A 24,367-nucleotide genomic window follows, 5' to 3' on the forward strand; every position below is an offset into this window, starting at 1 on the left:
ATGGCCGAATGGCTCTATGAAGAAGGGATTGGCGAGGCCCGCGCCGCGCTGATCGAAAAGGGCCGCCTGGTCGAAGCGCAGATAGAGCGGACAACTGATGCCGCCCGCGCCGGATCGGTCATGCAGGGCAAGCTCGTTCGCACAGTAATCCCCAAGAAGCGCGGCATCGCCCGTCTCATCTCGGGCGAAGAAGTGCTCGTCGAGCCCATTCCCCCGAAGATCGCGGAGGGGGCGACGGTTCTCCTCGAAATCCTGCGAGAGGCGATCCCTGAGGAAGGGCGCGCCAAACTTGCCAAGGCCCGCATAGCGCAGCCCGGCTCCAAGGCGCATCCCGCCCCCAGCCTGCTCCAGCGCCTGCGCGCCACCGGCCTGCCCGTCGTCCCATGTCCTGCGCATGAGGAAGATCGCTTCGAAGCCCATGGCTGGAGCGAACTGATGGAAGAGGCGATCTCGGGCGAGATCGGCACCGAGGAAGCTGCCCTGCGCATCTTCCCCACGCCCGCGATGATCCTGATCGATGTGGACGGCTCGCTCCCACCCGCAAAGCTTGGACCCAAGGGCGCGAAGCTTGCCGCACAGGCTATTCGCCGCTTGGGTCTCACCGGTTCGATCGGCGTCGACCTGCCGACGATGAACAACAAGGACGAGCGCGCCGTCGCCTCGGCGCAGATCGACAAATATCTGCCGCTTCCTTTCGAGCGCACGGCGGTCAACGGGTTCGGCTTCGTCCAGATCATCCGGCGCCGCGAGCGCATGAACCTGATGGAGTTGCTCCGCGCCGACCCCGTGGAGACCGCCGCGCTGGCGCTGCTCCGCCGGGCCGAACGCCACGGCAATGGCGGCCCGGCGGAGATCGTTGCAAATCCGGCAGTCATCGATCGTCTGCGCAAGGCAACCGACTGGATCGAACAACTCGCCCGCCGTCGCGGCGGTGAGATAAGCTTGAAGGCTGACCCCAGCCTCGCCATATCGAGCGGCCATGTCGCCTAAAGCCTCCTCCTGCCCCGCCTGCGGTCAGCCCTCGGCGGCCGAAACCCGTCCCTTCTGCGGAAAGGCATGCCGCGATCGCGACCTGCTGCAATGGCTTGGCGAAGGATATCGCGTCCCCGGCGCACCCGTCGCCGAAGAGATGAAAAAAAGCGACGATTATGGGGTGGACAGCCCCCCGGATTGATGCCTATAGGCACGCCTCTCGACGCTGCCGGTGGTCCTCGCCGGCACCCGTGCCCGGGTAGCTCAGTTGGTAGAGCATGCGACTGAAAATCGCAGTGTCGGCGGTTCGACTCCGTCCCCGGGCACCATTTTCCTGTATGATGATGTTGCCCTCCGTCTTTACTAAGCACGGTTTTCTGCGGTAAATCAGGCGTCCCCTGTTTGTTGCTGTTGCTTGGCGCATGCCTGCAACATGCAACTGATGGGGGCCAGATTGGGGGCTAAAATCGCTTGGCCCCCTGCCGCAGCAAGGATGGCCCCCAGTGGCGCTAACGGATACCGCAATCAAGGCCGCGAAAGCGAAAGACAAGCCCTACAAGCTCGGAGACTCGGGCGGCCTGTTTTTGTTGGTGCAGCCGACCGGCGGAAAACTCTGGCGCCTGAAATACAGAATCGACGGTAAAGAGAAGAAGCTGGGTCTCGGCACCTACCCTGATGTGAGTCTTGCTGACGCCCGCAAGCGCCGCGACGCCGCAAAGGGCGAGTTGGCCGCCGGGAAAGATCCTGGCGTGGAGAAGGTGCGGCGGAAAGTTCAAAGCCGCATGGCCGCTGGCAACAGTTTTTCGATGGTCGCTGCTGAGTTTATCAACAAGCGCACAAAGGAGGGGTGGGCGGCTTCGACCCAAGGGAAGGCCGACTTTTTCCTCAGCTACCTAAATCCGGTGATTGGCAAAATGCCTGTTTCGGAGATCGCACCCGCTGATCTGCTGCCCATATTCAAACGCGCCGAGGCAAAAGGGAATTTAGAGACCGCTCGCCGGCTGCTGCAATTCTCCAGCCAAGTTTTCCGGTATGCCGTCGCGACAACTCGCCTTGCGTCGGACCCGACGCGCGACCTTCGCGGCGCTCTGATTGCGCCCAAGCCGAAGCATCACGGCGCCATCATCGAATCCGTGAAGGTGGGCGAGCTGCTGCGCGCGATCGATGGCTATAGCGGCCACTACGTCACCTTGTACGCGCTGAAGCTGGCACCACACCTCTTTGTGCGACCGGGCGAACTCCGATTCGCGGAATGGGCTGAGATCGACCTTGATGGAGCGGTATGGGCGATTCCAAGCGCCCGCATGAAGATGCGCAAACCGCATCACGTTCCCCTCTCTCGGCAGGCGGTGGAGTTGTTTAGAGAGTTGCGGGAACTGGCAGGCAATCGACCGGGCTATGTATTCCCGTCGATCCGTTCAACGGCGCGGGCCATGTCGGAAAACACGTTGAATGCTGCGCTGCGCCGAATGGGCTACACCGGCGACGAGATGACCGCCCATGGCTTTCGCGCGATGGCGTCGACGCTGCTTAACGAAAGCGGCAAGTGGCACCCTGACGCGATAGAGCGCGCCTTGGCGCACCAGGACAGCGATAATGTTCGGGCGGCCTATCATCGTGGCGCGCATTGGAAGGAGCGCGTTGAGATGGCCCAATGGTGGAGCGATCACCTTGATCTGCTCCGCAAGGGTGGTGACATCGTGCCGTTCCCTGGCAGCGGGCAGGTGGCATGACAGCTCGGGCAGGTATGCAGTTCCCTTGCTGCGATGAGCGTAAAGGTAGGCCCACGCTGAACGGGATAGAGGCGGCATTGTTGCGCCAGTTCATCCGATTTGGCATTCCTCCCACGCCGCGCGAATGCTCGGTCAGGTCTATTACCTACCTGCGTCAGTTAGCCGATTTGACAGCTCGAAGCGCCTTACCACAAGGCGCGGATGGAGCGCTGAAGCATAGCGAATTTCAGGTTGAGGCACGCCGCCTGACGGCGGAAGCTGAGGAAGAAATAAAACGGCTACGAGCCGATCCGTTCAGCTATCGATACTGGCGACCGGCGGGAGACGATTGGCGCCGCTTGGCAATATGTCAAGCGATGTGGTCACACGAGGCAGATTTCAAAGAGCCGAACCTCCTTTTCCCTCTGCCTAAAAGGGCCAGAGGGCGTCCGCAATCCGGTAGGCTGTGGACATATGCACATTTCGCAAAGATGGCCCGGCGGAAACTTATGCTGGAGGCAGGATCGTCCAGCACCAGAATCCAGCAAACTGCTATTGCAGAAACTGCTGTCGAGTTGATGAGAGACGCTGCGGAGCGTGGCGAATGGACCGGCGATATTCCGGAAGCATCTACAATCGAGGTCTCTTGGAGACATTTGAACATCGATGATGCAGGGCGAGACCCACCTTATCCCCCCTCGACTCAGGTTCGGCTTGATGTGACTGAGCATCTGAGACGGATTGAGGCCGTGGCTAGCTGTTTGGGAATGGAGCGTGACCTAGTGCCGGAATACCCGGCCTTCGCATCCTGGGCCGCGGCAGAAATATGGAAGGAGCAAAACCACTGCACTGAGCCGCGACCTTGGTTTCAATTTCGGCCGCCAAACTATGTATGTTGTTGGAAGACGCATCGCATGTGGCTCTCGACGGTGCCGACTGTCGTAGCGGATCGATACAAGCAGCTTCTATCAGACTTCTATGAACTGCCCGGTTAGGGAATATCGCTCTGATCTGATGTTTTAGCCTAACCGCGAATCGCCGAAAAATACCTCCGAAGCAGAAGCAGAAGGAGGTCAAATGATTACGAAACCCTGGGCGGATGTGCCTGCAACTGGGCCGCTGTTACGGCCGGCGCAGGCTGCCGAATTTCTCGGCTTCAAAAGCCGCAGCCACTATTATCGACTCGCTGAGCAGGGGCGCGTTCCCTCGCCCATCCATGTGGGCGGCAGGGCCGCCGGCATCCCTCTTGCGTGGCTGCAGGCAGTAATTGCGGCGGCTGCGGCATGATGAGCACCATAGAGGAAGCGCGCAACGCGTTCGCCGCGATAGATGCGGCCAGCGCGAAGGTTGCGGCAGAACGCGAGAAGCTTTCAGCACTTCAGCGCCGGAAGATCGATGAGGATGAGGAGCGCGCTCGGCTGCGCGAAGAAATCGAGTCAGAAGCCGCTCGCCGCATTATTGATGGCGATGAAATGGGAGGAGGCGAATGATGGCCGCTTCCCGACTACGCCGGGGCGCGAAACGCAATTCCGAACGCCTCAGAGAACTAGATGAAAACGCCGCCCCGTTGGCCGCTGCGATCAAGCTCCAGCAAGGCGTCATCGCGAAGGCCGAAGCTGCAATCCCGCCGCTCCAAGTTCCCCTAGCTGCGGCGTCGCTTCGCCTTATCGCGGAAGTGCAGGGTGACGCCCTTAATGAGACCCGAACGGGCATCGAGCAACTAGCACCAGCTCTCGCGCGGCTGATCGCTGCTGATCACGTCATGGCGGGCACCGTCGGCACGAGCGGATTCCCCGTTCCGCCTGGCGCACCTCTACCCATCAAAGGTTCACTGCTTGTGGAAAGGCTGATCAAGGCCATTCCTGACGCGCTGATGCCTGACGCGCTGAAAGCGGAAAACTTGGCGACAGCGGCACGCGCGATTTCTGCGCCAATCATTTCGAAGGTGAAAGGAACAAAGAATGACTGACATGTTGTTTGCAATACATCGTCTGGGTGTCAGCGACCCCAATGTTGAAATGGTCACCACCGGCGAATGGAATCCGGACGGCAGCCCCGTCATGAAGAAAGCAGTCAAGACCATTGACGCTGGCACCCTGTTTTCCGCCAGCCTGCTTGAAGGCGGCGCGGCTGAGATCCAGCGCTTAATCGGACTTGGTGCCATCCGTTACCCCGACGCCACAGAGTTGGCGCTGTTCGAACAAGACCAGGCGGAGGGCTGAGCATGACCGTAGGCAATGCTAAAAATCCCACCGCCAAAGCTGATGACCAGGATGTAATCGCCTCCCTGAAATCCATGGGGGCAATCAGCGCCGAACAGCCGGAGACGAGTCGGGCCGGTCGCCTGAAGGAACTCGCCGGCCGCGTGCGCCTCAAAGGCTTCGAACAGGAAACCGCGAAGCAAAAGGCGGGGTCAGAACGCGAAGTTATCGCTTCTCTGAAGGCCCTTGGCATCATCGGCGACGAGGAGGCAGACAAATGAGTTGGAACTGCGCCACAAACTCATGGATGTCGCCTTCGCGCATGGCTGCCAGGTTGCGGCATATGACCCATCCCCAGCCCCAGCGGCCAAGCGGCGAAAGGACTTCCCTCGTCACTGTCATGCGCCAACGGGAGGAAGCACTCGATAATTCAGCGATCGTGGGGGCGCGACTGGTCAGGAGGCTGCTACCCTGATGGAGCACGTAAACCTCAAAGGCTGGAAACAGTGGTGGCGCCGCAGGCGTCGCGAGCTCCGCGCGGCATCGGTGCTGGATTTGTCCACATGCTCCCGTCTTGCGCTTCACGAGGCGCGCGTCAGGGCCAGGATCGCCAAGATCCTGGGCAAGCCCGCAGCGCTCGCATTCCGATTTCTGCCTTGCGAAGTCGGTGACGATCACAGCCTCGAATTCGGCTTTTTGCTGCGCGACAAGATCGACCGAGCAACCAGGCGGAAGCTGGAACACGTTCCGGGCCTGCTGCTGCCGCTCGACGCCGTCTGAGGCGAACAACTAAACGGGAGATTTCAAAAAAACCAAACGCCGACCGGAAGGGGATTTCCGATCGACGCCCGGCATTGATGTGGAACACGACAGGTATTCAGATACCACATCGGCGGCCGGTTGCCAAGGCTGATGAAGATGACCCTTATCGATCACGATGATTTTGACGCCCTCCTAATTTCCGATGATTTTGGTGACCTGCTGAGCCAGCCCCAGCTCACATTAGATAGCCTGGCCGATCTGCCGCAGTGGGTTGCCTGGCGTGAGGAGCCCAATCGCAAAGGCCAATTGCAGAAGCTACCATGGAACCCGCATAACCCCGAATACAAGGCGCGGTCGAACGATCCCCGCACCTGGGGTACCCGGCGGCAGGCGCAGTGGGCAGCTGACCAACTTCCCCCACTCGAGGGTGAGGGTATTCGCGGTATCGGGATTGAACTGGGCAAGATCGTAGACGGCCGCCAGTTGCTGCTCGGGGGTGTCGATCTCGACTCTTGCTTGAATCCCGAAACTGGGCAGCTGACAACTTGGGCGAACGAAATCATCACCCGATTTGCCAGCTATGCTGAAGTGTCACCCAGCGGCACCGGCGTAAAGATTTTCTTCGCTTATTCTGCTTCGGACACTGCCGCTCTCGCGGACGCTATGCGGAACCCGGAGACCGGTAAGGAACGACATCGGCTGCCTTGGAGCGCAGGGACGCACCATGAAATCGGCTTAGATGTTTCGCACCGGTATTACACGGTAACCGGCCAGCTCTGCCCAGGATCGCCCCGTACAGTCCGAACGGTCGCCTTATCTGATCTCCTATGGCTGATCCGGGATGCAGGTCCTGCCTTCCTGGCGGAAACCGTGGGTGGAGGCTCTGCAGTCAAGAAGCAGGACGAATCCGGCTCGGGATGCGCGTACAGGGAAATGATCAGGCTGGCTGCGGAGGGCCTCGACCGCGAAGCGGCGCTGCAGATCATGCGATCCGTAGAGCCTGACGCCGCTTCCCTTGATGATGCTGGCAGGGCAGCTGAATGGCTCAACCGTAAGGACGAGTCTTCGATCAACAGAAGCTGGAACAATGCAAAGGAGGTCGCCGATGCCTCGCGGAGTGCTGACGAAGACGACGGAGCTGATTATGACGAGCTGGAGGCGCGTGATCCGGTCACGGCTCGCCTGAATCATCGCCATGCTATCGTGGTCGTTCGGGGCCGGACGCTCGTGACGACAGAGCGCTCCGATGGAAGCGTCGATTTCGGCACGGTGCGGGATCTGCATGCATTTTACGAGAATGACCGTGTCTCCATCGGCGAGGGCAAAACAGAGGCTGCTTCGAAGCGTTGGATGCGCGATCCAGACCGCGAAACCTTTCCCGGTGGTGTGACATTCGCGCCCGGAGGCTGCCCGCGAACGGTGTTAAACCTCTGGCGAGGCTGGGCCGTTCAACCAGACGCGAATGCATCGTGCCAGCGTTTCCTCGACCACGTGCATCGAGTGGTTTGCAATGGCAACCAGGATCACGCCGCGTATGTGATCGGATGGCTGGCTCACATGGTGCAGCGGCCGGAACAGAAGCCCGGCGTCGCTCTCGTGCTGCGGGGTGCCAAAGGCGCGGGCAAAGACACCGTTGCGGATTATGTCGCCCGAATGATCGGTCGCCGACACGCCCCTACGGTGGCTGAGTCGGATCACATCGTTGGGAAATTCAACGCCCGCTTGGAAAATGCGCTGATGCTGCACGTCCAGGAAGGCAGTTGGGCAGGCGATCGCAAGGCAGAAGGCGTGCTGAAATACCTCGTCACCAGTGATCGCATCGAAATCGAGCGGAAGGGCATCGACTCCATCAATCTGCCGAGCGTGCTGCGCATGTTCATATCGGCCAACGCCGATTGGGTGGTGCCCGCTAGCGCTGATGAACGCCGCTGGGCCGTGTTCGAGGTTTCCAATAAGCGCCGCGGCGACGACGCCTACTTCAACGCTCTGCGTGCGGAGATGGAGGGTACCGGTCCTGCGGCGCTGCTGCACTATCTGCAGAACTATGACCTGACCGGCTTCAACGTCCGCAAGGCGCCGGAAACGGAGGGGCTGCGCGACCAGAAACTGGCCAGCCTCCGCAACGTGAACCTGTGGTGGTTCGAGATGCTGAACCGCGGCGCGCTGACTGAATATGACGATGGTGAAGGCTGGGCCGCATCAGCGCAATATGTCGGGCGAGAGGTCCTGCGCAGCCAATATCTCGATTGGATGAAGGGCCGCCGGTACGACGGTGAGGCAGTCGAAGAGCGCCATTTCGGAAGGCGGATGCGTGACATGCTGCCGGAACTGAAGGACCGGAGACCTTCTGCCAAACCCGGTTTCACCCGCATCCGGCAGTATGAGGTTCCGGTGCTTGCCGATTGCCGGGCTGCCTTTGACCAGTGGATGGGGCAGCCGGTGGATTGGGAGCCGGTGGAGGGGTGATATACCGACGCGATGGCGTTATGCCTATGAACGAATCCCGATGTGGGCCGCGTTTGTGAGTCTAGCGAGACTCGTGCCGGGATAACCGTAATGACCGCCACGGAACTCATTGGACAAAGCGGCAACCTTCTCACGAAACACATCGGCGCTGATCGGACCAAACACATGGGGAGCCCATTGTTCGAAAAACAAAGCGGACTCTGAGCGAGCAAATAGGTCCGGAACTCGATAGTAATTCGCGTGAATTATTGTCGATGGCCACCAATTTTGATAATCAGTTCCATCTTTAACGATCATTCCACGGAGATATAGGACGATGTCAGCTTCGATCATACTGTCCATAGAAGGAAAACTGGCGGAGTAGGTGTCCAAGATCAAGTCAGCGTAGAGGTCTAGACGATTTAACCCTAAGCGCTGGTTGCGCCGAGCAAAGCTGCTTGGCTGCTGACAAAAAATGCGAAAAGTTGTCGTTGATTGCCCCTCCGTGTAGTTTCGTCCGCGAACGACGAACGGATGCCGCAGCACGGCACCCAATACATCGAAGCGTTCCTCCAATATCAAAACGGCGGTTAAGGCCAGAAATCCTTCGTAACACATCATCCTGAAGGAATCGAAATCGTCCTCGCGCCAAGCGTTGACGTTGTCCGCCTTGTACATCAGGCGTCCCATGCCTTCGAATATGCGGAGGATGCGACTGATGTTGGTGCCAGCGTACCTGGCTTCTGCCAGAGCTACTTCAATTAGATGCCGAAGTGCAGGACGCATCGAGGCGGCGTGTCGAATCACTTCATCGTCAAACGGCACTGCCTCCTTATCGAGGTTCGATTCCTCAAACTCTGCGATCAAGGCCTCTCCAAACTCGGTAATGAGACCGCCTGCAGCCGGCGACCCCGAAATTATCGCATGTTCAGCCCGCTTAAACTTCGAGGTGGTGCCGGTTACAACCGCGTCTGGGTCAGTGATAAAAGCCGGTGCTTTCCCAAGCTTTGGCTTCACGTGGCGAGGCTTATTCCAAATCCAGCGTTGCAAGTCCTCGTAGCTTGTTTCAGCCAATTCAGGCTTAGAAAAATCGATGAACTGCCTACCACCATAGTACGCAGGTGTAATGGCTTTCCCGTCCGCATCTCGTTCGGTGATTAGCGCGGCATACTTATCTTGATCTACTTTCTCGTATATTTCTCGGGTGAGGATCTGCGCCTCCTTACCAACACCCCCCATTCGGCCGTTAGCTTTCTCGGCGTACACGTTGTCGCAGATTAGCAGAACTTTGGTGACGGTTGGGTCGGTGACCATCGACTCCATGAAGGCGTTCGCATCATGACCTACTTTCAGATCCCATTTATCCAAGATCACCTGCACCCCGTCCTGCATAAGACGAGTTGCTAAATCGATCACCCACGCCTCATGCGTATCCGAAGACCAGGAATATGAGATGAACGCCTTCGGGGATATATATTGATCATTAGCCATTCGACTGTTTCGCCAGTTAGTTTTGCAAAATCAATGGGTAGCCCTTTCGATAATGAGCCTAGTCCCACCCGTCAGATTCATCGCGCCTTTTCCAAGCGGCGAGAAAACGGGACACTATCGCTGCTTCTGTCGATGTAGGATCCAGCTTTACCTGGAGAGAAAGCAAATTCGCGCGGAACCGATCCAGGTCCATGATTTCGCTAAGACCGTTTATGGACGCACGATCAACCCTTTTGGCAACGAGGTCTTCAGAACTTTGAGTCCACGCATGGGAGGTGCATGCAGCGGCGAGTTTAACTAGAGAAGCGTCATCCTCAATGCGGTCGTCAATCCAATTTCGGACGCGTGCTCCGTTGGCATCGAAATGGAGCCACAGGAATAGAAGGCGGAGAAGATTCGGGGCGTGAATCAAGCTTCCATCTTCAGCGGCGGATGTGATCCGTTTCCTGAACAATTCGGCAACTGCTTCCGTGTCCGCTTCCAGCAGAAGGCATTGATTCTCCGGCTCAGGTTCGCCTTCGCGGGGGTGGAAGTCCGCCCATGCAGAATGAGCGAAATCTCCCAGCCAACCGAGGGAAGCATCCGAAAGGGCTTCAAGGAAGATCGGCGACCGCTCCTCAAGGGAGGTTCGATCCATTATGAGCGCGCGTAGAAGCCAGTGCACGCGCAACGCGTTGTCGCCCACATCAAACCCACGGGCGCGGTCTGCCTCCACATTAATTTCATCTACAGCGCAAAAGATGCCGCGCAAAAGCGGTCTGACCGTCGCAAGAGGGATCGCTCCCGCTTCGCTAATCAGGGCACTCAGCAGCGCCTTCACTCGTGTTGTGCCGTCACGCTGAACTACACCTGTTGCATCGATCAGAGCCTGCCTAACCGCTTTCGGATTGCCTGCGACATCCAGGAAGGCATCCAGCTCCTTTCTCGATATTACGTCTGGGTCCAGCGATAGGCGGAAGTAAGTCTGGAAGTGCTCATTCGAACATATCCGCCGATCCCTGTCGAACCCGCGCGTGCCGTGAATGGTGTTACCCCAAACAGCGTCTAGCCGCGGAAACAGGCGAATAAGCCCACTGCGATATCTCTCCTTCTCCGGCACATCGGATAGCAGGAGCGCATCCAATCGCTCGGCACCATTAGTACGGTCCCGATCCCAATTAGCCTTACCGCACAAGGTGGTCTGGCATCCCCGCAAAGATCGATAGAGGCTTGGGCGGAAAAGCCGATATGCCTCGACAGCCAAAAAGTCGCCGAGATTTACATCACCCTCGACGGCCGGCCAGGTGATCGTTAGCGCATTTACGTAGCGGGTCGCGTCCCGAGGTGTTCTCAGTTCAGGCGCCACGATCGCATGAAACATATTCATTGTGTGAACTAGCTGCTTGTCTTCTATTCCCCCAACGATCGCATGGATGTTCGCAACAACGTGTCGGTGCAGATCTGTTTCTAAAGGCGTTGGCAACTCGAATGATGCTTGTACGATTTTTTCGAGATAATGTGGTCCTTCCGAGGGAAAGCGATCAGCCACCACGCGCTCCGCCAATAGGCGGTCGAATGCGAGGATATAGATCAAATTCGGTAGCCGCCCGACCGACTTCACCAGGCGAAACATTGCTAGCGCTTCATCAGGTGCAAGACGATCGATGTCATCAATCAGGATGACGAAGCGCTTCGATTGGGCGGACAGAGCGGCAGAAAGTTCGCAGTGTAGCTTTTCAACGCTCTCCCCATCCTCAATCATGCCGCTCAGCCAGCCCATAATTCCAGATGCCACCGCGCCGGTTCCCGATGCGCCGGCAAGGTCAGCCACGGGTGCGACGACGCCACCGGCTTTGAGCAGCCTTGCGCCGAGTTTCGGCAGTATCTTCCTGGCGGCGCCTGTAAGCGTTGGGTTAACGGCGGCATGCAACTCACGAAAGAAGGCGAGCACGAGGGCCTCTTCTCCGCGGAACCACCATGGGTTGAAGTCGATGGTCTGAAGCTCTTCCGCTATTGCTGGGCCGGAAAGATGATGCTTCAGCAAATTGATGGCACTGCTCTTTCCTGAGCCCCACGGGCCATTCAGGGCCACTACGACGCCCTGAGGCGAGCGCATGCCTCGAATGCTTCGCGCTAGGGATTGCACGAAGGGGTCCACGCCGAAGATGTCCTGAGTTGGCGTGCTGATCGGCAAGTCGCCGAAATCCGGATCGATTTTCATAAGTTTGGAGATAATCGGAAAGCGCGTGAATTCCCAGAGCGACTAAAAGCGCATGTTGGTCGCCAGTCTTTGGACTTGCCTGCTTCATTGGACCGTTCATTGGACTGCTGAAACCCGCAGAAAACCTACTCTTTTGATCCCCAGTCCAATCAGTCCAAAGAGTCCAAAGAGAAAACCTTACGTGGACAGCAGAGGCGTCGATCCTCACCTGGGCAGTCACCAGCAGCATGGTGGAGTCAAAACGTAATAAAAGATTATCAATGTGGACTGATGGGACGCTTTGGACATCCTAGTAAATTCAGCAGCTTACGCTTTCACTTGATTGGACTGGTCATTGGTCCGTATTGGACCGAGCCATCAAATCGACTTGGGTCCCATCCGCCGAAAAATCGTTCTCGCGCGAAACGCTGAGCCGCGGAAGTAGACTGTAGCGAAACCATGCCAAGGGGCTGACGCGGTTTTTGCAAATGAGCCACCAGAGGCTGACGGTATTATAATACCGCTAGGTGTTTTTTGGGCGCATGACCGGGTTGGGTGGATAACAGACGTTCAGATGAGTGCCCGCTCGTCGTGGTGAAGGTGCAGGTAAGCGCTGTCAAAATCACCCACCTTGGCGAGTTTCTTCCAGTCTCCAATGACTACTGAACGGCGGGTACGACGTTCTATAAGGCCCTCCGCTTCGAGCGCCTTCAGTGTGCGATTGACATGGACGGACGTAAGCCCGGTGGCGTCGGCAATCTGCTCCTGCGTCATCGGCAATTCATATGCCGTCTCCTCCCCCATGCCCGCGACTTTCAGCCGTAATGAGAATTCGCAGAGCAAGTGGGCCAAACGGGTCCGAGAATTGCGGCGCCCGACGTTCGCAATCCATTCTCTGAATATCGAAGCATCAACAAGCGTGTCCAGCCACAATGCCATCCCAACCTGAGGGCGTTCGAACGCCACCTGCTTTATTGCATCGCGAGGGATGAAGGCGACCTCACTCTCCACCAGCACCTGGACGCTGTGATCGGCCACGCCCAAGAACGAGTTCTGGAGGTCGACCAACTCGCCCCTCATGTGCACTGCGACAATCTGCCGAGCTCCCCCAGCTACGATTTTATGTCTGATCGCAAACCCCGACACCAGTAGACAGGACTGTGTCGTCTTCTCGCCTTCACTCACAATGTAGCCGTGCTGCTCCAACTTTTTAATTCTGTGAGGGAGATCGCGGAGCGCTTGTTTGTCCGCTTCATCTAAGGCGGACCAGTAGCCAAGTTTGCGGATCAACGGTTCAAGCGCATGATGGGAGGCTGTTGCTGTCATCTCGCTTTCCGATCTAGAGCAACTTTAAACCTTCCGCATCTATGGCAGTTTGGTCAAGCTCCAGATGAAAGGTTAGCGAATGACGTCCCTCCCTTTGTATATGCGCGTTTTAAAAAGGCATGGCAGAAGGTGGCGACGGCGAGTTGAGTTCATCCGTACATGATCGTCACGGCGTCCTTGAAAGAGAGCGTGTGAATAATCGCTCCCGTCAGGTCCTCCGCATCGATTCTATAGCGCTGGTCCATGACACCCCGATTTTTGATATCATCGCTCATAGTGTCGCGAGCGCACGCCAGCGTTCCGGCGTGAAGCGCTTCAAAATTCGCGAAATCTATGCCTTCTAAATCAAGGATTTCGTCAGTCGCATCACGCAGATGGAGATAGTAGCGCGCCATAAAACGCTCCGGTTTTCGAAAGGGGGAGCAAACGCACTCTCAGCCGTCGGAGCCCTAAGAATTTCCGGCGATCCGTCTTCTTAACACTGGTGGCTTTCAGAAGGCAGATCATAGAGCCTTACCTATGTTTGCCGCATGAAGACTGACGGTCCGCTAATGGTCGGTCTCAGTCGGAGAGAAATGTCTAGTCTGCTGACTGCCGCTAACAAACCAAAAACCCATACCGCTTTACCGCAAACCCGCCCTCAACCTGAGCACACGACAGATCCCGCCCCTCCACAGAGCAACGGGCGACGGCACGGCCATAATGGTCCGTATCAACCTGCCGGCATTCCACCGCCTGGCCGCTAACCAGCGATCGCAGATTTCCGGTGCTGGCATACGGGTCGCCCGGTGTGCATTCGCGTCCGGGACGGCAGTGGCCGGGCATCTCTGGCGCATCGATCGACGAAAGCCGGATACGGGTAGAGCCGCAGCGAAGGGTATCACCATCGACCACTGTGGGGCTGACGCAGCCGACACCTAAGCCCGTGGTCTCTGAGGCCGCAGCCGGCCAGCCCGGCAGCTTGTCGCTATACTGGAGGGCCGCCCATCCTATGCCGCTGCCGATGATCAAGCCGGACACGATCAGTGGAACCAAGCTGATCTGCCGACCTTTCCGGCGGCGCTGTTGAGTTGGACGCCGAAACTGCACAACGTTGTTGCGCCGCCGCCGCGGCCGCCGCGGCCGGTCACGCATCATCGTGCGGAAGTCGAAATCATCCCCCATCTCGCTGATATTGTCATATTCGGCCGCTCTGTCACCCGGCAAAATTTGTCACCTGCCGCGATATGGTTCGCAGGCGATCCCATCTCCATCTCGGTCCAGGTGAGTGCCATAACCAGGCTGACCCGCCATGATCGGAGCGGCGCCGGCTGCACGTGCGGCGTCGCAATTTGGCAACGTACGTAGCCCGTTTAGCTGCAGTCCAGGATTAACCTGCAGCTGATGACGTTCAATCCCCTAGAATTGACGGGCCGAACCCGATACCCATGTGAATGGAATATATTGGGGGGTACATATGTCGGAGGAATGCGGAAACTGTGGTGCGAAGCTCACCGAAGGTTCCGCTTTCAAGATGCCAAACTTGCGCAGGCCAGCGGAAACAGTCGCATTCGTCAACTTCGTCAACAATACCGCCTCTTCCGAATTGTGCGGTAAGTGCGCCGAAAAACCTGTTGGCGAAGCCAGATCGGCCATCAACAATCAAATAGATGCGCAAATCAAAGACATCCAAGAGCGGATCGTTCATTTCCCGATGTTCACCGGCTCCTATTTGCCGCCTTATGCTGACGTGAAGCTGAAGAACCTGATCACGGCGAATGTCACGGTGGGCACCGGTTTCTTCAGCGAATTCAGTCAGGGCTTTTCAGATTTCGTTGGCGCCGTGAACGTCAACTCTGGAATGAGCTACAAAGTGAATAAGGGGGAGGCCGCAGCGCGCTCGATCCTTGTCGATAAGGCAATGGCTCTGAACGCCAACTGCATCATTGGCGTCGACATCGACTATGGAACTACAGGCAACAATTCTGCCACGATAAACATGCAGGGCACCGCGGCAACGATTGCGAACCTTCATGCCATCATGGATGCGGATGATTTCGCCAAAGCGCAGCAGCTGCACGAGGCTGTTGCGCGGTATGGGCAGCTCAAACGCTGGAGGAAAGGCGACATCGCTGCCTAGCTTAGCTGTCAGATGGCCGCTGAAGTGTGAATGTCCGCCAGGACATCAGCATCACACAGTACCTTCGCAGCTGGCGGAAGACGGACTCCTACATGCCCGCGCTACCGAGCTTCCTTCTTATCGGTTCGCATGCTTCGATCCAATTGACTGCTATCGCTTCAGCTCCGGTGCGAATGCCCTCTACGACAACGTGGGTCTGGAGGAGGTGCGCCGCATCCTTCAACCATCCAATGTCCCAGAACACGCCGTCGCGCGCTTGGACGAACAGGCTGACAGCCCCAGCGACGAGGACGCCCTCCAGGCGGAAGTATGAACCGATATTCATGTGTCCGCAGATAGGACGCAATCGATGACAGCGCCATGACCCGCATCACGGTGCGTGCCGATTTACAGGTGAGATGCGGCTGTCGTCACTTCGGGAACGGATTTTCGCTCGCTGCTGCACCTTGCGGAGGCGTCGACGATCCCACGCAGCCGGGCCTCATCAAGTAAGGCCAGCTGATAATCGGAGAGACTGGTGTGGCCTTTCATGCGTCGAATGGAGCACGCCAACTCACCATCGCTCATGCGACAAGCAAGGGCAGCGAACATCATCGGGTCGGATGAACTCATGTCGTACCCCCACCTAGCGGCAGACCAAACAAGTTCCGGCAGTCGACGACTCGAGGGAGTCCATGACGCCAATGAAACGATCATACGCCATCCGCTAAGCGCTTCTTTAACTTAGAGCAATTTTGGCGAGGAAAGTGCCAGCCTCTCTAGTTTTCAGCCCCAACCGCTGACTTACCCAAAAGTTTTTGGCACTTTCGGGCGTTTTTCGGGGCGCCTCACCGCTTAGGTTTTCGGAATCCCCAGGTAGGACCCGCAGATTTCCCCCGGCCTCAATGCCGTGATAGGTTGGCGCTTTCGGGAGGGTCTACCATGCCGTTCGAACGGGTTGCACAGATGCCGCGCGTCCCAGTGAACTGGAAAGTCATCACGCACATCCGCTTGTGCGGAGAGCCGGACAGCGATCATGCCAGGGTCAGATGGGAGCAGCTGCAGGCAGTTGCAGAGAATGATGGGCTTGTTTCCTTGGCTGTCGTGCTGAGAACGATCCAGCCAGTGCGCCGCCTGCCCTCTGGCCGTGAAGCTGCGATAAGGTCCGACCTGCGCAACTGGTCCAACCCGCGCGACCACGGCAACAACAGCCAAGACAAGGGCTGGATTGAACTCGGCCGCCTGAGTTAGGCGGTGGAAAGGCGGGGCGCCACCGAGAAGGAGGAGGCGTTATCATGTGCCGGCCTCAGCATACCACGGATGATGATTTGGAATTCTGCCGGGCCGACTGTAGGTGCGGTTCAATGGCGCGCAGTTGTTCCAATACCAGTATCCCGCCGCTTGAGCCCGAGCAATCCAGCAAGACCGAGTAGGCCTAGAAGCCCGATGGGAAAGTCATCGTCGTCTCCTGCATCCCGCGTCGCAGCGGGGTCGGAGGTTATGCCGGCGGGTTGCGCTGCCAGCGGGATTTGACTGAGCAGAAAAAGGACAGCTGCCGCAGCCGAGATAGAAACTCGCTTCATTGTGGCGCATCCTTGTGTTGTGGGGGTTCCGGAACAGCCCGTCGCGTACTGCGGTTCCAGAATGGAACTTAGGTGAACACTAGCTCATCCAGGGCTATCGCCGAGACGGGAACCCGACTCGATCGGCGGGAGTCGCGGACTCATGCTGGCAAAGTCGCTTCCTCACTTGGGCTTCGTGCCCACCATGCAGCCGACGCTCATCGACTCTGCGCCCGAGGGCGACGACTGGATTCACGAGATCAAATATGACGGCTATCGGACAGAGCTGCTGCTGAATGGCCCCGATAGCCGCGCCTTCACCCGCAACGGCCGTGACTGGACCGAGAAATATCGGCTGATCCTCGGCGCCGCACGCCAGCTACCCGGCGCGCCCGCGCTCCTCGATGGCGAAATCATTGTGCAAAGCGAATCAGGCACCTCCGACTTCCATGCTGTGCGCAGCGCGATCGCATCGGCCCCGCACCGGCTCGTCTTCTATGCCTTCGACCTGCTGATGACAGACGGCCGTGATATCCGGCGCGAACCCTGCGTTGGTCGGCGCGCACGGCTGCGGGATATGATCGGCGAGCACGACCCTGCTTTCCGCATCCAGTTTAGCGACCATATCGTCGGGCACGGCCCAGAGTTCTTCCATCGCGCCGAATCGCTCGGCTTGGAGGGCATCGTCTCGAAGCAGGCCAACAGCCGTTACCGGAGTGGCTACGTCACCTCCTGGGTCAAGACCAAGGCGTTTACGGTAGAAGAGTTCGTGATTGTCGGGACTGAGCAGGGGTTCGGGCCCACTACAGCGCTCTGCGCCCGCGAGACGCCTCACGGGCTGGAATATGCGGGTGGAGCGATGCTCACGCTGACGGCGAACGAGCGGGAGCGCTTCTGGGGGGTGATCAAAGGCTTGCGTCGGCCAGGACCGGCGTTGCGCATTGATAAACGCAAGGCAGCGGAATGGGTCGAACCGGTTATTCGAGCGAAGGTGCGGCATCTTCGCGGCGAGGAGAAGCTGCGACATGCAACCGTGATGGAGCTGCTATGATCGAAGACTTGTCGCGCGAGGAGTTGAACGCGCTCCGCTGCGAATATCCGCAGGTGCAGGATGAGGTGGAGCATTTCTACCTATGTCCATCTTGCGGTCAGGCGGTCGATATGCGCAGGCTCGGCGATGTGCTGCATCATGAAGAGCCGGGGCATGAATCATTGCCGGTGCAATGAATGTTGATTGCCGCATTGATCGCGGTCACCGGATCGGCGCGGTGGCCCGTTTGATCGGAAAGCACGGAAATACTTTCAACAAGGTATCTGATAACATGAGATGAGATGGTGCCGTAACGCCTCTCCATTCTGGGTGCGTGAGGCGTAAAGTGAGCCTGGTAAGTCGCACTTTCGTCGACGCTTTTAGCCACTTGTGAGGAGAGGCGCAGCGCCAGGCGAGTCCACTGCAGCAACGATCAATTCGAACAGGATGAGATCGCAGCCATCGGTGACGATGACCCTCAGCTGCCGGGTCTCCAAAAGGCGCCGGGCCTCCTCTTTTACGACGTCGCCCAGAAGGCGAGCGGCTTCCAACCTCGCTTGGGCGAGGTCGGGCAGGCTTAAAATGGTGCCGGGATCGTGGCTGACCCCATTGTCAATTTGAAAACGATAGTGCGGCATTTTGTTTGAAAGCAGAGGATTGCATCCGGTTCACTGCGATCGAGCGACGAGATTGCCTATGTTATCGATCGGCAAAAGCCCATCGCTGAGAGGAAGGGGACCACGAGCAGCTATTTTAGTGAGATGGGGCCGCCTCAGCAGGGCAGCCCCAGAACGTCAGGCCAAGCTGTGCTTCAGTGCGCTGGCGCGATCATGACCGGCTTTCACGGACTGGTACGCACGGTCCACGACTGACTGGGACGAGGGATCAAGATCGGTTTCTGCCAGGGCTGCCTCGAACTTGCCTTTGATGTAATCCTCGCCACGCTCAACCTCTTGGATGATCGCCTTGTCATCCTTGCCGGTAAAGGCCTGCTTCAAATCCATGAACGTCCGGTGAGCTGCGGCCAGGAAGCTGCTGTCATCTTCCGGATTGCCGCCAAGCCGCCTCACTTCGGCCTGAAGAGCCGTGGCGACCTCGCTGCGCTCTCGCGCGAAGTCGGCAAAGAGGGACGAGAACTGTGTGCTCTCTGCATCCTCCGCTGCATCCCTGAAGCCCTTCATACTGTCGAGCGTCGTCTTGATTAGACTGTTAAGCGTCGAGATTGTGCTGTCAGTGCTCATCGGGTTCTCCTTCTGATTGAGCCATTCCAACGGCCGCCGCAACGGAAAGGTCCGCGACACGTTGATCACTGGAGAAGGAGGAAGTCGTGCTCGCCGAATTTACCCTCTGCGACGGCAACCCCGTCACCATCAACATGGATCAGATCGACTATTTCCAGCCCTGCGATGATGGCACGTTGGTGGTGTTCGCTGACGGTCGGAAGCTGGAGCTTCAAGAGAGCTATGACGCTGTGGCGGAAGTGATGAACCCGGAACGCCAAGCGAGATGCTGACATGAAGGAGTGGTTCCATCGGGTAGCTACAGGCTGCGCTCGCTTCTCGGGTCAGCCCGGAATGTTGGCAGCGTGTTTGGGTATCTCAGCGGCCGGCATCCTCGCTTATGCCTCCGGTGATGATCATTTTCTTGGCGGCGCCAATCTCGCGATCAGCATCCTCACCTTGCTTCTCCTACCGATCTTGCAAGCAACGCAGAACCGCGACGGGGCAGCGCTTCAAGCCAAAATTGATGAACTCATTAAGGTCAACCATGACGCCCGAAATGCACTGATCGGGCTGGAGAACCGGAGCGAGGAAGAGATCGAACGGGTGCGGGCGGTGGTGGAAGAGAGCACGGAGCGGTTGCGCAAGAAGGATTAAAGCAATGTCCGGCCCTCGCCTCCAAGGGCTGGTGCCGCCTTCCGCTGGAACCAAGGTGTAGTGGTATGCTCGACCGCTAGCCGCTCAGCGGGATACGGTCGGTCGAACCGGTAAAGCTCCTCCAGCGGTGCTGTGAGCCAGAAGTCCCAATCTGCTGGATCGATGATGACCGGCGATCGGTCGTGAACATGGTGAAGCTCAGGCGCATTGTCCGTCATCACCCCCGTGAACACCGAGCCCCATTCATCGCTGTTTGCCCACAGGCCCGCCCAGGCGAAGATCGGCTGATCCCTCACCGACAGCCAGGTCTCGGTCATGCAGCCCGGCTCGCCGCAGGCTTCGCAGTAGCGCGCGGTCGGGATCAGGCAGCGATGCTCGGGCTTCGAAGCAGCCCATTTCCAAAAAAAGTTGTGCAGCTTGTCGAACCGGGCATTGTTGACCGGCTTGGGCTTCAAAGGTTTCCCCGTCTTCTTGCTCTTCTGCGAGAGCGGGAAGCCCCAGGTCATCTGCTCCAGTACGCGTTCGCCGTTTTCAAGCCGGATGACCGTCCCAGGCTGGGCTGGGTGGATCTGGAGCGGCCCTTCGTTGAACCGCGCGCTCTTCTTCGCGCCGAACAGGTTCAGCACCTTCTGCGTGTCGCCGCGTTCAGCCCGGTTGCACATGCGGGTAAGGTGGAAAACGAGGAGGGTGGAGTCAACCGGCTAGCTGCGTGCAGAGCGCAGGGAACAATCGGAGCGGCCGGGGCCTATCTTCAGTCCCTATTAGGAGACCGCGATGTTCTTCTTTTTCTCCAATCGGCTGGGCTGCCTTGGTTCGCTGCTCATCTCCGCTATTCTGACGATCGTCGTTCTCGCCATGCTGGGCTTCGTGAATTTGGGCAGCGGCTGGTGAGCGGGCAGCGGGTGAGTGTAGGTGAAGCTAAACCCGGCTGAACGGACTCCTCTGTGTTCCACTTTTGTTCTACACTGCGGACGCGAATCGAAAGGAGCCGATCATGTCCGTTGAGCGCCCCGAGTGGGATGCACCCTATGCCGTCTGGCAGAGCTTCTGTGATCACCTCAACACGGTGAAGTTCAGCAACGCCGATCAGATGGAAACAGGCTTTGTCGCCATTATGCGGGAGCGGAAGCACCCTGAGGAACTGCCACTTTTCGTCAGCGGTTTCACGGGGCAAGATCCTGCCACCGTGACTGCCGCGCTGCGCGCCCGGTACGAGATCTGGGCTGAAGCACAGGATTGCGGCGTTGATCTGAAGGAAGCCGCGCCTGATGTATGGGCAGCGCTCGCAATCCGGCCGCTCACCCCTGAAGACTTCAATGTATTTCCGGCGTTCGCAGATGCTGAAGCTTGAAGAGGTTCGTGACGCGGTCGCTTCCGAATTGGAGGCGCGCGGAATAGGCGATCCCCCCTTCTATGAGCAGATCAGAGAAGGGCGGCGCGATGATGGCCCCTTCATGATCGGAGCGCTGGCGCTTGCGAAGCGGCGGGAGAGTGATGAAGGTTCCTGATCGTTTCTACATCGTCTTAGGCGGGAGCAGGGTACGGGTTCGCCAACGCGAAAACATGGTGTCTGGAATCGGGCATAATTTAGGTCAGCTTGTGACATATCGCGGCGATATCCCCGAGGGTTTTCTACGCCCGTGGGGAATCACCGTTCATGTTGAGGAGGACACGGATCAGGGGGATGATGAAGCGTGATCTCAGAGACTGCGCCTGCTCTCCGCGCCTTCAACGCTATGACGGAACGCATAGAGAAGGGTGAACGCGTCTGGAAAGATCCAGCCGGGTTCAGGGCGGCATATCGGCCTTTAGTTGAAGCTTTAAAGGCCCGAGTGATTTGGGAACGAGAAGCGGTTTATCCGATCATCCTGCCAATGGCAGCGTAGATCGCTGCAGCGGTTGGTCACGAGGCGGTACAGTTCTGATCCAACTGTCTGGGGCGCCCACGCTGGAGCACGGCGGAACCTGAGCGTATGGCCGCGCGTATTCTGGAAACCGGCATTAGCCTAAGCCAGACGGTCGCAATGTAGTGCCCTTGTCCCATAATGGGGCAGGGGCGTTAATTTTACCGCGGAACCAGTAAGTTTGGTCGCCGGTTAGACCGCCCGCAGGTTTCCTGCATTGCGACCCAAACTGGCCCTGCCTCGTTGAGGTGGGGCTTTTTGCAGTCCCCGATCATTCGAACTCGCGGCCATTCTTAGCGAGAACAGCCTGTTGCCACTCAATGATCTCGGTCGAGAGCCAAAATTTCCGCTTGCCACCGTCTCCGTAATGAAGGCCCTGAGGAAATCGTCCTTCAGCAATTCTGCGGTAAATCTCCGTCTGACTCAGGCCGACTTTCTTCGCCACGAGCTTCATGGGCCAGAATTCAAGATCTATAGCCGATGGGCAACTGAGCGTGGCGGGCATCATTCTTCACCTAGAAGTTTTGCATGCCAGGCTCTGATTTCGCTCGCGAGCCAAAACTTTTTCGACCCTTCACCACCGTAAAGGTGACCATCTGGAAAACGGCCGTCAGCCATGCGTCGGTAAATCTCGGTTTTACTGAGCCCCACTCGTTTCAGAACCTGCTTCAGCGGCCAAAATTCAAGATCATCAGTCATCGTCTATGCTCCTCGGTCGGAGCGATTAACGCCTGCTGCCATTCTCTAACTTCGGTCGAGAGCCAGAATTTCCGCATGCCTCCATCGCGATACGATCTCGACTGAGGGAAACGCCCTTCAGCAATCCTGCGGTAAATTTCAGTCTTACTGAGACCAACCTTCTTGACCACGACCTTCAGCGGCCAGAATTCGAGATCTTCAACCATGACGGCCCACTCTGCAAAACATCATCATAGTGCCAATCAATGGATCAGTGAACCTGTTTTGATGATCCTGCCTAAAATCACGAAAAGCGTGAGTATAAGTTGTGTAATCACTTTTTTATTGATCTTGTAATCATTACAAAAATGCATTGACCAACAGCCCCACATGCGCAAATCACTATCATGTTCTTGTGGGGGGTTGGGAATGAGTGAAGAAGTTCAATTTTGGCGGCTTTCAAAGGTGACAGAGATGGTCGGCCTCAGCAGGGCTGAAATTTACCGGCGGATTGCTGACGGTCGGTTTCCAGCTTCCCGTCGCTATGGCGAGGGCTGCACCCGGGTTTTCTGGCTCTCGACCGAGATCAAAGCCTGGCAACAGTCCCTGATCGGCGAAGACTGAAAGGTCGGGACGGGGATATGTTTGCCGCATCCCGACCTTGCTTGCCTCACAACGTCGCGATCCCGATTGCTGTAGCAAACCCGATCTCAAATCCACCGACGACGCCGCCCTCGCAGGCCTCACGGAATGCGGCGAGAAAAGGCATCGGGTTATCCTCCTCACGCATCCGCTCCAGTAGCGCCTTAGCGGCGATTGCCCCGGCCTCGCAGTCTCTCGTATAGTCGCCAGTGCGAACCGGTTCCCAATAAACCGCCTTCAGATCCGACATATCCAGCTCGGTTTCTGCAGTAACGTCATACATAATGAATTCCCCCGAATGAAGTATAACGACTCGCTAGGTCGTGCTCATGTTGTCTCATGCCACTTCATTGGAGTCTAGCCTAAATCGTACCATCCGCACCATACGGTAACTGAGTCAATAAAGACGTGACTCTTTAGTCAACTGAAGCGTTACTTTGACGGTGTTTTACTTTTCGTGTTGATTTTGGTATTCGGCAGGAAGGGGGAGACATGGAGCGACGACAAATGGCTTATCCCGTTACCCCGCAGCAACTCGTACGATTGCTGGATAGCTTCCCCGATGCCGCGCAGCAGATTGCCTCCAGCGATCAGTCTGCCAATGGGCCGCTTATCGAGACGATCACCCGCATCATCTTTGAGAATTCCGAGCTGGTGCGACACCTTGCATCAATTGGGCGAGGCGTCTCTGTCGATGAGGTTCAGCCCGGCGGTATGATGAATATGATCGCGGCACTCGGATGCATCGAAGCCACCAGCCGCAGCCCTCATATTCTCGAACTGGTGCAGATCGCAGCCGGCCGCCTGACCCCCGCTACTCCCGCTGCTGCCAAGGCTCATCTGACGCTGGTGGGGAGCAACGATCAATGAGCAGCCGGTCTAAAGACGTTCAACTCGTCATCCGCGCCCGTGATGAGGCGCAGAAAACCATCGATGCCGTAGCGGGTGCCCTGAATAAGCTATACGGTATCCAGAATAAGGTCTCCGGTTCTGCGGAAGACACTGGCGAGAATATCAGCCAGCTCGCAACGGTACTCAACACGCTGGATAAGGCTTATTCCGCGCTTGCCGGTGGGGCCGAACGGGCGGAAACCGCCTTCACTAAGCAGAAAGTCGCAATCGCTGGACAACGGCAGGAACTGCAGGCGCTACAGGCTCAGGCCAGCGCAGCAGAAGCGGCTATGCAGCGCCTTAATGGGGCTGATGCCATTGTATCCGCCGGGCGCGACCAATCCGGCCGCCTGTCGCAGATCAAGCTCGTTGCTGCCGAATATGATCGATTGAACGGGCAGATCGATAAACTCGCCCGGTCAATCGCGACGCAGGAAGCCGGGCTGAACAGCAGCGCATCATCACTGCAGAAAGTCAGCAGCACGGCGAACGCCGTGGAGGCCGCGGTATCCGCAGCGCGCCGCGAAATCGAATTGCAGACAAAGGCGCTACGCGACCAGGCAGCGGTCGCGCAGACCGCTGCGAATGTTCAGCGCG

Annotated in this window: 35 protein-coding genes and 1 tRNA gene; 21 read left to right on the forward strand and 15 right to left on the reverse strand. The window is 57.8% G+C overall.

Annotation, left to right across the window (positions count from 1 at the left end; genetic code table 11):
- From ACZ5Y5_RS12680 to ACZ5Y5_RS12730, 11 genes are all read left to right on the forward strand, one after another.
- Nucleotides 1–990, forward strand: a complete 990-nt coding sequence (locus tag ACZ5Y5_RS12680; RefSeq protein ID WP_464808967.1) for a ribonuclease — start codon at nucleotides 1–3, stop codon at nucleotides 988–990.
- Nucleotides 980–1,174 (forward strand): DNA gyrase inhibitor YacG, encoded by a 195-nt coding sequence (locus ACZ5Y5_RS12685; protein WP_464808968.1) that lies wholly within the window; start codon nucleotides 980–982, stop codon nucleotides 1,172–1,174. The genes ACZ5Y5_RS12680 and ACZ5Y5_RS12685 overlap by 11 nt, the downstream gene beginning before the upstream one ends.
- A gap of 51 nt (nucleotides 1,175–1,225) precedes the next feature.
- Nucleotides 1,226–1,301: transfer RNA gene (locus ACZ5Y5_RS12690), tRNA-Phe, on the forward strand.
- A 174-nt stretch (nucleotides 1,302–1,475) separates the two neighbouring features.
- Complete coding sequence (locus ACZ5Y5_RS12695; protein ID WP_464808969.1) at nucleotides 1,476–2,705, forward strand: tyrosine-type recombinase/integrase; 1,230 nt, start codon at nucleotides 1,476–1,478, stop codon at nucleotides 2,703–2,705.
- Nucleotides 2,706–3,761: 1,056 nt separating this feature from the next.
- Entirely contained in the window at nucleotides 3,762–3,971 is a 210-nt protein-coding gene (locus ACZ5Y5_RS12700) for a helix-turn-helix transcriptional regulator (protein WP_464808970.1), read from the forward strand.
- The gene (locus ACZ5Y5_RS12705; RefSeq protein ID WP_464808971.1) at nucleotides 3,968–4,174 is read left to right on the forward strand and encodes a hypothetical protein; all 207 of its coding nucleotides are present in this window, start codon (nucleotides 3,968–3,970) and stop codon (nucleotides 4,172–4,174) included. The genes ACZ5Y5_RS12700 and ACZ5Y5_RS12705 overlap by 4 nt, the downstream gene beginning before the upstream one ends.
- Complete coding sequence (locus ACZ5Y5_RS12710) at nucleotides 4,171–4,653, forward strand: hypothetical protein (RefSeq protein ID WP_464808972.1); 483 nt, start codon at nucleotides 4,171–4,173, stop codon at nucleotides 4,651–4,653. Before ACZ5Y5_RS12705 ends, ACZ5Y5_RS12710 begins: the two co-directional genes overlap by 4 nt.
- A complete protein-coding gene (locus tag ACZ5Y5_RS12715) occupies nucleotides 4,646–4,906 on the forward strand; it encodes a hypothetical protein (protein ID WP_464808973.1) in 261 nt (86 codons plus the stop codon). The genes ACZ5Y5_RS12710 and ACZ5Y5_RS12715 overlap by 8 nt, the downstream gene beginning before the upstream one ends.
- A 2-nt stretch (nucleotides 4,907–4,908) precedes the next feature.
- Entirely contained in the window at nucleotides 4,909–5,166 is a 258-nt protein-coding gene (locus ACZ5Y5_RS12720) for a hypothetical protein (protein WP_464808974.1), read from the forward strand.
- Nucleotides 5,167–5,359: 193 nt separating this feature from the next.
- Nucleotides 5,360–5,665: a hypothetical protein gene (locus ACZ5Y5_RS12725; RefSeq protein ID WP_464808975.1), complete on the forward strand. Its 306-nt coding sequence runs from the start codon at nucleotides 5,360–5,362 to the stop codon at nucleotides 5,663–5,665.
- A 132-nt stretch (nucleotides 5,666–5,797) separates the two neighbouring features.
- Nucleotides 5,798–8,113, forward strand: a complete 2,316-nt coding sequence (locus ACZ5Y5_RS12730) for a DUF5906 domain-containing protein (protein WP_464808976.1) — start codon at nucleotides 5,798–5,800, stop codon at nucleotides 8,111–8,113.
- A gap of 24 nt (nucleotides 8,114–8,137) precedes the next feature.
- On the opposite strand, the gene ACZ5Y5_RS12735 is transcribed toward ACZ5Y5_RS12730, so the two are convergent.
- The 6 genes from ACZ5Y5_RS12735 to ACZ5Y5_RS12760 form a co-directional block, all read right to left on the reverse strand.
- Complete coding sequence (locus ACZ5Y5_RS12735; RefSeq protein WP_464808977.1) at nucleotides 8,138–9,583, reverse strand: SEFIR domain-containing protein; 1,446 nt, start codon at nucleotides 9,581–9,583, stop codon at nucleotides 8,138–8,140.
- Between the two features lie 58 nt (nucleotides 9,584–9,641).
- The gene (locus tag ACZ5Y5_RS12740) at nucleotides 9,642–11,783 is read right to left on the reverse strand and encodes a KAP family P-loop NTPase fold protein (RefSeq protein ID WP_464808978.1); all 2,142 of its coding nucleotides are present in this window, start codon (nucleotides 11,781–11,783) and stop codon (nucleotides 9,642–9,644) included.
- 549 nt (nucleotides 11,784–12,332) lie between these two features.
- On the reverse strand, nucleotides 12,333–13,088 hold the full coding sequence (locus ACZ5Y5_RS12745; protein WP_464808979.1) for a Crp/Fnr family transcriptional regulator: 756 nt from the start codon (nucleotides 13,086–13,088) through the stop codon (nucleotides 12,333–12,335).
- Nucleotides 13,089–13,237: 149 nt separating this feature from the next.
- Nucleotides 13,238–13,483 carry a DUF6894 family protein gene (locus ACZ5Y5_RS12750; protein WP_464808980.1) on the reverse strand — a complete coding sequence of 82 codons (246 nt, stop codon included), beginning with the start codon at nucleotides 13,481–13,483 and terminating at the stop codon, nucleotides 13,238–13,240.
- 202 nt (nucleotides 13,484–13,685) lie between these two features.
- Nucleotides 13,686–14,294 (reverse strand): thermonuclease family protein, encoded by a 609-nt coding sequence (locus ACZ5Y5_RS12755; RefSeq protein WP_464808981.1) that lies wholly within the window; start codon nucleotides 14,292–14,294, stop codon nucleotides 13,686–13,688.
- 6 nt (nucleotides 14,295–14,300) lie between these two features.
- Nucleotides 14,301–14,426 carry an excalibur calcium-binding domain-containing protein gene (locus ACZ5Y5_RS12760; RefSeq protein ID WP_464808982.1) on the reverse strand — a complete coding sequence of 42 codons (126 nt, stop codon included), beginning with the start codon at nucleotides 14,424–14,426 and terminating at the stop codon, nucleotides 14,301–14,303.
- Between the two features lie 118 nt (nucleotides 14,427–14,544).
- On the opposite strand from ACZ5Y5_RS12760, the gene ACZ5Y5_RS12765 reads away from it, so the two are divergent.
- Nucleotides 14,545–15,207, forward strand: coding sequence for a heavy metal-binding domain-containing protein (locus ACZ5Y5_RS12765; protein ID WP_464808983.1), 663 nt, complete (start codon nucleotides 14,545–14,547; stop codon nucleotides 15,205–15,207).
- Nucleotides 15,208–15,295: 88 nt separating this feature from the next.
- On the opposite strand, the gene ACZ5Y5_RS12770 is transcribed toward ACZ5Y5_RS12765, so the two are convergent.
- On the reverse strand, nucleotides 15,296–15,532 hold the full coding sequence (locus tag ACZ5Y5_RS12770) for a DUF5818 domain-containing protein (protein ID WP_464808984.1): 237 nt from the start codon (nucleotides 15,530–15,532) through the stop codon (nucleotides 15,296–15,298).
- A gap of 596 nt (nucleotides 15,533–16,128) precedes the next feature.
- Between ACZ5Y5_RS12770 and ACZ5Y5_RS12775 the strand changes: the two genes are divergently transcribed.
- Complete coding sequence (locus ACZ5Y5_RS12775) at nucleotides 16,129–16,437, forward strand: hypothetical protein (RefSeq protein ID WP_464808985.1); 309 nt, start codon at nucleotides 16,129–16,131, stop codon at nucleotides 16,435–16,437.
- 110 nt (nucleotides 16,438–16,547) lie between these two features.
- Here ACZ5Y5_RS12775 and ACZ5Y5_RS12780 read toward each other — a convergent pair whose 3' ends face one another.
- Complete coding sequence (locus ACZ5Y5_RS12780; protein WP_464808986.1) at nucleotides 16,548–16,769, reverse strand: WGxxGxxG family protein; 222 nt, start codon at nucleotides 16,767–16,769, stop codon at nucleotides 16,548–16,550.
- 142 nt (nucleotides 16,770–16,911) lie between these two features.
- On the opposite strand from ACZ5Y5_RS12780, the gene ACZ5Y5_RS12785 reads away from it, so the two are divergent.
- Both ACZ5Y5_RS12785 and ACZ5Y5_RS12790 read left to right on the forward strand, forming a co-directional pair.
- Nucleotides 16,912–17,799: an ATP-dependent DNA ligase gene (locus tag ACZ5Y5_RS12785; protein WP_464808987.1), complete on the forward strand. Its 888-nt coding sequence runs from the start codon at nucleotides 16,912–16,914 to the stop codon at nucleotides 17,797–17,799.
- A complete protein-coding gene (locus ACZ5Y5_RS12790) occupies nucleotides 17,796–17,975 on the forward strand; it encodes a hypothetical protein (protein WP_464808988.1) in 180 nt (59 codons plus the stop codon). The genes ACZ5Y5_RS12785 and ACZ5Y5_RS12790 overlap by 4 nt, the downstream gene beginning before the upstream one ends.
- A 183-nt stretch (nucleotides 17,976–18,158) precedes the next feature.
- Here the strand turns inward: ACZ5Y5_RS12790 and ACZ5Y5_RS12795 are convergent, their stop codons facing one another.
- Both ACZ5Y5_RS12795 and ACZ5Y5_RS12800 read right to left on the reverse strand, forming a co-directional pair.
- The gene (locus ACZ5Y5_RS12795) at nucleotides 18,159–18,416 is read right to left on the reverse strand and encodes a DUF6894 family protein (RefSeq protein ID WP_464808989.1); all 258 of its coding nucleotides are present in this window, start codon (nucleotides 18,414–18,416) and stop codon (nucleotides 18,159–18,161) included.
- A 156-nt stretch (nucleotides 18,417–18,572) separates the two neighbouring features.
- Nucleotides 18,573–19,019 (reverse strand): ferritin-like domain-containing protein, encoded by a 447-nt coding sequence (locus ACZ5Y5_RS12800; RefSeq protein ID WP_464808990.1) that lies wholly within the window; start codon nucleotides 19,017–19,019, stop codon nucleotides 18,573–18,575.
- Nucleotides 19,020–19,105: 86 nt separating this feature from the next.
- Here ACZ5Y5_RS12800 and ACZ5Y5_RS12805 point away from each other — a divergent pair, with 86 nt between their 5' ends.
- Nucleotides 19,106–19,291, forward strand: coding sequence for a hypothetical protein (locus ACZ5Y5_RS12805; protein WP_464808991.1), 186 nt, complete (start codon nucleotides 19,106–19,108; stop codon nucleotides 19,289–19,291).
- A gap of 1 nt (nucleotide 19,292) precedes the next feature.
- On the forward strand, nucleotides 19,293–19,655 hold the full coding sequence (locus tag ACZ5Y5_RS12810; RefSeq protein WP_464808992.1) for a low affinity iron permease family protein: 363 nt from the start codon (nucleotides 19,293–19,295) through the stop codon (nucleotides 19,653–19,655).
- Here the strand turns inward: ACZ5Y5_RS12810 and ACZ5Y5_RS12815 are convergent.
- Nucleotides 19,652–20,317, reverse strand: coding sequence for an SOS response-associated peptidase family protein (locus ACZ5Y5_RS12815; RefSeq protein ID WP_464808993.1), 666 nt, complete (start codon nucleotides 20,315–20,317; stop codon nucleotides 19,652–19,654). The two genes, ACZ5Y5_RS12810 and ACZ5Y5_RS12815, sit on opposite strands and share 4 nt — an antisense overlap.
- A 332-nt stretch (nucleotides 20,318–20,649) precedes the next feature.
- Between ACZ5Y5_RS12815 and ACZ5Y5_RS12820 the strand changes: the two genes are divergently transcribed.
- Nucleotides 20,650–21,006: a hypothetical protein gene (locus ACZ5Y5_RS12820; protein ID WP_464808994.1), complete on the forward strand. Its 357-nt coding sequence runs from the start codon at nucleotides 20,650–20,652 to the stop codon at nucleotides 21,004–21,006.
- Nucleotides 20,993–21,163, forward strand: a complete 171-nt coding sequence (locus ACZ5Y5_RS12825) for a hypothetical protein (protein ID WP_464808995.1) — start codon at nucleotides 20,993–20,995, stop codon at nucleotides 21,161–21,163. Before ACZ5Y5_RS12820 ends, ACZ5Y5_RS12825 begins: the two co-directional genes overlap by 14 nt.
- A gap of 667 nt (nucleotides 21,164–21,830) precedes the next feature.
- Here the strand turns inward: ACZ5Y5_RS12825 and ACZ5Y5_RS12830 are convergent.
- Genes ACZ5Y5_RS12830 through ACZ5Y5_RS12840 form a run of 3 tightly spaced genes read right to left on the reverse strand, consistent with a single transcriptional unit; the run spans nucleotide 21,831 to nucleotide 22,464 of the window.
- Nucleotides 21,831–22,064, reverse strand: a complete 234-nt coding sequence (locus ACZ5Y5_RS12830; RefSeq protein WP_464808996.1) for a helix-turn-helix transcriptional regulator — start codon at nucleotides 22,062–22,064, stop codon at nucleotides 21,831–21,833.
- On the reverse strand, nucleotides 22,064–22,258 hold the full coding sequence (locus tag ACZ5Y5_RS12835) for a helix-turn-helix transcriptional regulator (protein ID WP_464808997.1): 195 nt from the start codon (nucleotides 22,256–22,258) through the stop codon (nucleotides 22,064–22,066). Before ACZ5Y5_RS12835 ends, ACZ5Y5_RS12830 begins: the two co-directional genes overlap by 1 nt.
- Nucleotides 22,255–22,464 carry a helix-turn-helix transcriptional regulator gene (locus tag ACZ5Y5_RS12840; protein ID WP_464808998.1) on the reverse strand — a complete coding sequence of 70 codons (210 nt, stop codon included), beginning with the start codon at nucleotides 22,462–22,464 and terminating at the stop codon, nucleotides 22,255–22,257. Before ACZ5Y5_RS12840 ends, ACZ5Y5_RS12835 begins: the two co-directional genes overlap by 4 nt.
- Before the next feature lie 202 nt (nucleotides 22,465–22,666).
- Between ACZ5Y5_RS12840 and ACZ5Y5_RS12845 the strand changes: the two genes are divergently transcribed.
- Entirely contained in the window at nucleotides 22,667–22,861 is a 195-nt protein-coding gene (locus tag ACZ5Y5_RS12845; protein WP_464808999.1) for a helix-turn-helix transcriptional regulator, read from the forward strand.
- 46 nt (nucleotides 22,862–22,907) lie between these two features.
- On the opposite strand, the gene ACZ5Y5_RS12850 is transcribed toward ACZ5Y5_RS12845, so the two are convergent.
- Nucleotides 22,908–23,162 (reverse strand): hypothetical protein, encoded by a 255-nt coding sequence (locus tag ACZ5Y5_RS12850; RefSeq protein ID WP_464809000.1) that lies wholly within the window; start codon nucleotides 23,160–23,162, stop codon nucleotides 22,908–22,910.
- Between the two features lie 224 nt (nucleotides 23,163–23,386).
- On the opposite strand from ACZ5Y5_RS12850, the gene ACZ5Y5_RS12855 reads away from it, so the two are divergent.
- Nucleotides 23,387–23,749 carry a hypothetical protein gene (locus ACZ5Y5_RS12855; RefSeq protein ID WP_464809001.1) on the forward strand — a complete coding sequence of 121 codons (363 nt, stop codon included), beginning with the start codon at nucleotides 23,387–23,389 and terminating at the stop codon, nucleotides 23,747–23,749.
- Nucleotides 23,750–24,367 lie beyond the last annotated feature (618 nt).

The organism is Sphingobium sp. TomTYG65 (genome assembly GCF_055395525.1).

What these genes read in the sequence shown, in the direction of transcription:
- ACZ5Y5_RS12745 (WP_464808979.1), bottom strand. Translation starts at nt 13,088, where the DNA reads ATGACAGCAACAGCCTCCCATCATGCGCTTGAACCGTTGATCCGCAAA.
- ACZ5Y5_RS12825 (WP_464808995.1), top strand. Translation starts at nt 20,993, where the DNA reads ATGCTGAAGCTTGAAGAGGTTCGTGACGCGGTCGCTTCCGAATTGGAG.
- ACZ5Y5_RS12815 (WP_464808993.1), bottom strand. Translation starts at nt 20,317, where the DNA reads ATGTGCAACCGGGCTGAACGCGGCGACACGCAGAAGGTGCTGAACCTG.
- ACZ5Y5_RS12790 (WP_464808988.1), top strand. Translation starts at nt 17,796, where the DNA reads ATGATCGAAGACTTGTCGCGCGAGGAGTTGAACGCGCTCCGCTGCGAA.
- ACZ5Y5_RS12795 (WP_464808989.1), bottom strand. Translation starts at nt 18,416, where the DNA reads ATGCCGCACTATCGTTTTCAAATTGACAATGGGGTCAGCCACGATCCC.
- ACZ5Y5_RS12715 (WP_464808973.1), top strand. Translation starts at nt 4,646, where the DNA reads ATGACTGACATGTTGTTTGCAATACATCGTCTGGGTGTCAGCGACCCC.
- ACZ5Y5_RS12785 (WP_464808987.1), top strand. Translation starts at nt 16,912, where the DNA reads ATGCTGGCAAAGTCGCTTCCTCACTTGGGCTTCGTGCCCACCATGCAG.
- ACZ5Y5_RS12775 (WP_464808985.1), top strand. Translation starts at nt 16,129, where the DNA reads ATGCCGTTCGAACGGGTTGCACAGATGCCGCGCGTCCCAGTGAACTGG.
- ACZ5Y5_RS12770 (WP_464808984.1), bottom strand. Translation starts at nt 15,532, where the DNA reads ATGAATATCGGTTCATACTTCCGCCTGGAGGGCGTCCTCGTCGCTGGG.
- ACZ5Y5_RS12855 (WP_464809001.1), top strand. Translation starts at nt 23,387, where the DNA reads ATGGCTTATCCCGTTACCCCGCAGCAACTCGTACGATTGCTGGATAGC.
- ACZ5Y5_RS12700 (WP_464808970.1), top strand. Translation starts at nt 3,762, where the DNA reads ATGATTACGAAACCCTGGGCGGATGTGCCTGCAACTGGGCCGCTGTTA.
- ACZ5Y5_RS12720 (WP_464808974.1), top strand. Translation starts at nt 4,909, where the DNA reads ATGACCGTAGGCAATGCTAAAAATCCCACCGCCAAAGCTGATGACCAG.
- ACZ5Y5_RS12810 (WP_464808992.1), top strand. Translation starts at nt 19,293, where the DNA reads ATGAAGGAGTGGTTCCATCGGGTAGCTACAGGCTGCGCTCGCTTCTCG.
- ACZ5Y5_RS12725 (WP_464808975.1), top strand. Translation starts at nt 5,360, where the DNA reads ATGGAGCACGTAAACCTCAAAGGCTGGAAACAGTGGTGGCGCCGCAGG.
- ACZ5Y5_RS12845 (WP_464808999.1), top strand. Translation starts at nt 22,667, where the DNA reads ATGAGTGAAGAAGTTCAATTTTGGCGGCTTTCAAAGGTGACAGAGATG.
- ACZ5Y5_RS12780 (WP_464808986.1), bottom strand. Translation starts at nt 16,769, where the DNA reads ATGAAGCGAGTTTCTATCTCGGCTGCGGCAGCTGTCCTTTTTCTGCTC.
- ACZ5Y5_RS12850 (WP_464809000.1), bottom strand. Translation starts at nt 23,162, where the DNA reads ATGTATGACGTTACTGCAGAAACCGAGCTGGATATGTCGGATCTGAAG.
- ACZ5Y5_RS12740 (WP_464808978.1), bottom strand. Translation starts at nt 11,783, where the DNA reads ATGAAAATCGATCCGGATTTCGGCGACTTGCCGATCAGCACGCCAACT.
- ACZ5Y5_RS12840 (WP_464808998.1), bottom strand. Translation starts at nt 22,464, where the DNA reads ATGGTTGAAGATCTCGAATTCTGGCCGCTGAAGGTCGTGGTCAAGAAG.
- ACZ5Y5_RS12710 (WP_464808972.1), top strand. Translation starts at nt 4,171, where the DNA reads ATGATGGCCGCTTCCCGACTACGCCGGGGCGCGAAACGCAATTCCGAA.
- ACZ5Y5_RS12685 (WP_464808968.1), top strand. Translation starts at nt 980, where the DNA reads ATGTCGCCTAAAGCCTCCTCCTGCCCCGCCTGCGGTCAGCCCTCGGCG.
- ACZ5Y5_RS12800 (WP_464808990.1), bottom strand. Translation starts at nt 19,019, where the DNA reads ATGAGCACTGACAGCACAATCTCGACGCTTAACAGTCTAATCAAGACG.
- ACZ5Y5_RS12820 (WP_464808994.1), top strand. Translation starts at nt 20,650, where the DNA reads ATGTCCGTTGAGCGCCCCGAGTGGGATGCACCCTATGCCGTCTGGCAG.
- ACZ5Y5_RS12680 (WP_464808967.1), top strand. Translation starts at nt 1, where the DNA reads ATGGCCGAATGGCTCTATGAAGAAGGGATTGGCGAGGCCCGCGCCGCG.
- ACZ5Y5_RS12735 (WP_464808977.1), bottom strand. Translation starts at nt 9,583, where the DNA reads ATGGCTAATGATCAATATATATCCCCGAAGGCGTTCATCTCATATTCC.
- ACZ5Y5_RS12835 (WP_464808997.1), bottom strand. Translation starts at nt 22,258, where the DNA reads ATGACTGATGATCTTGAATTTTGGCCGCTGAAGCAGGTTCTGAAACGA.
- ACZ5Y5_RS12730 (WP_464808976.1), top strand. Translation starts at nt 5,798, where the DNA reads ATGAAGATGACCCTTATCGATCACGATGATTTTGACGCCCTCCTAATT.
- ACZ5Y5_RS12830 (WP_464808996.1), bottom strand. Translation starts at nt 22,064, where the DNA reads ATGCCCGCCACGCTCAGTTGCCCATCGGCTATAGATCTTGAATTCTGG.
- ACZ5Y5_RS12750 (WP_464808980.1), bottom strand. Translation starts at nt 13,483, where the DNA reads ATGGCGCGCTACTATCTCCATCTGCGTGATGCGACTGACGAAATCCTT.
- ACZ5Y5_RS12705 (WP_464808971.1), top strand. Translation starts at nt 3,968, where the DNA reads ATGATGAGCACCATAGAGGAAGCGCGCAACGCGTTCGCCGCGATAGAT.
- ACZ5Y5_RS12765 (WP_464808983.1), top strand. Translation starts at nt 14,545, where the DNA reads ATGTCGGAGGAATGCGGAAACTGTGGTGCGAAGCTCACCGAAGGTTCC.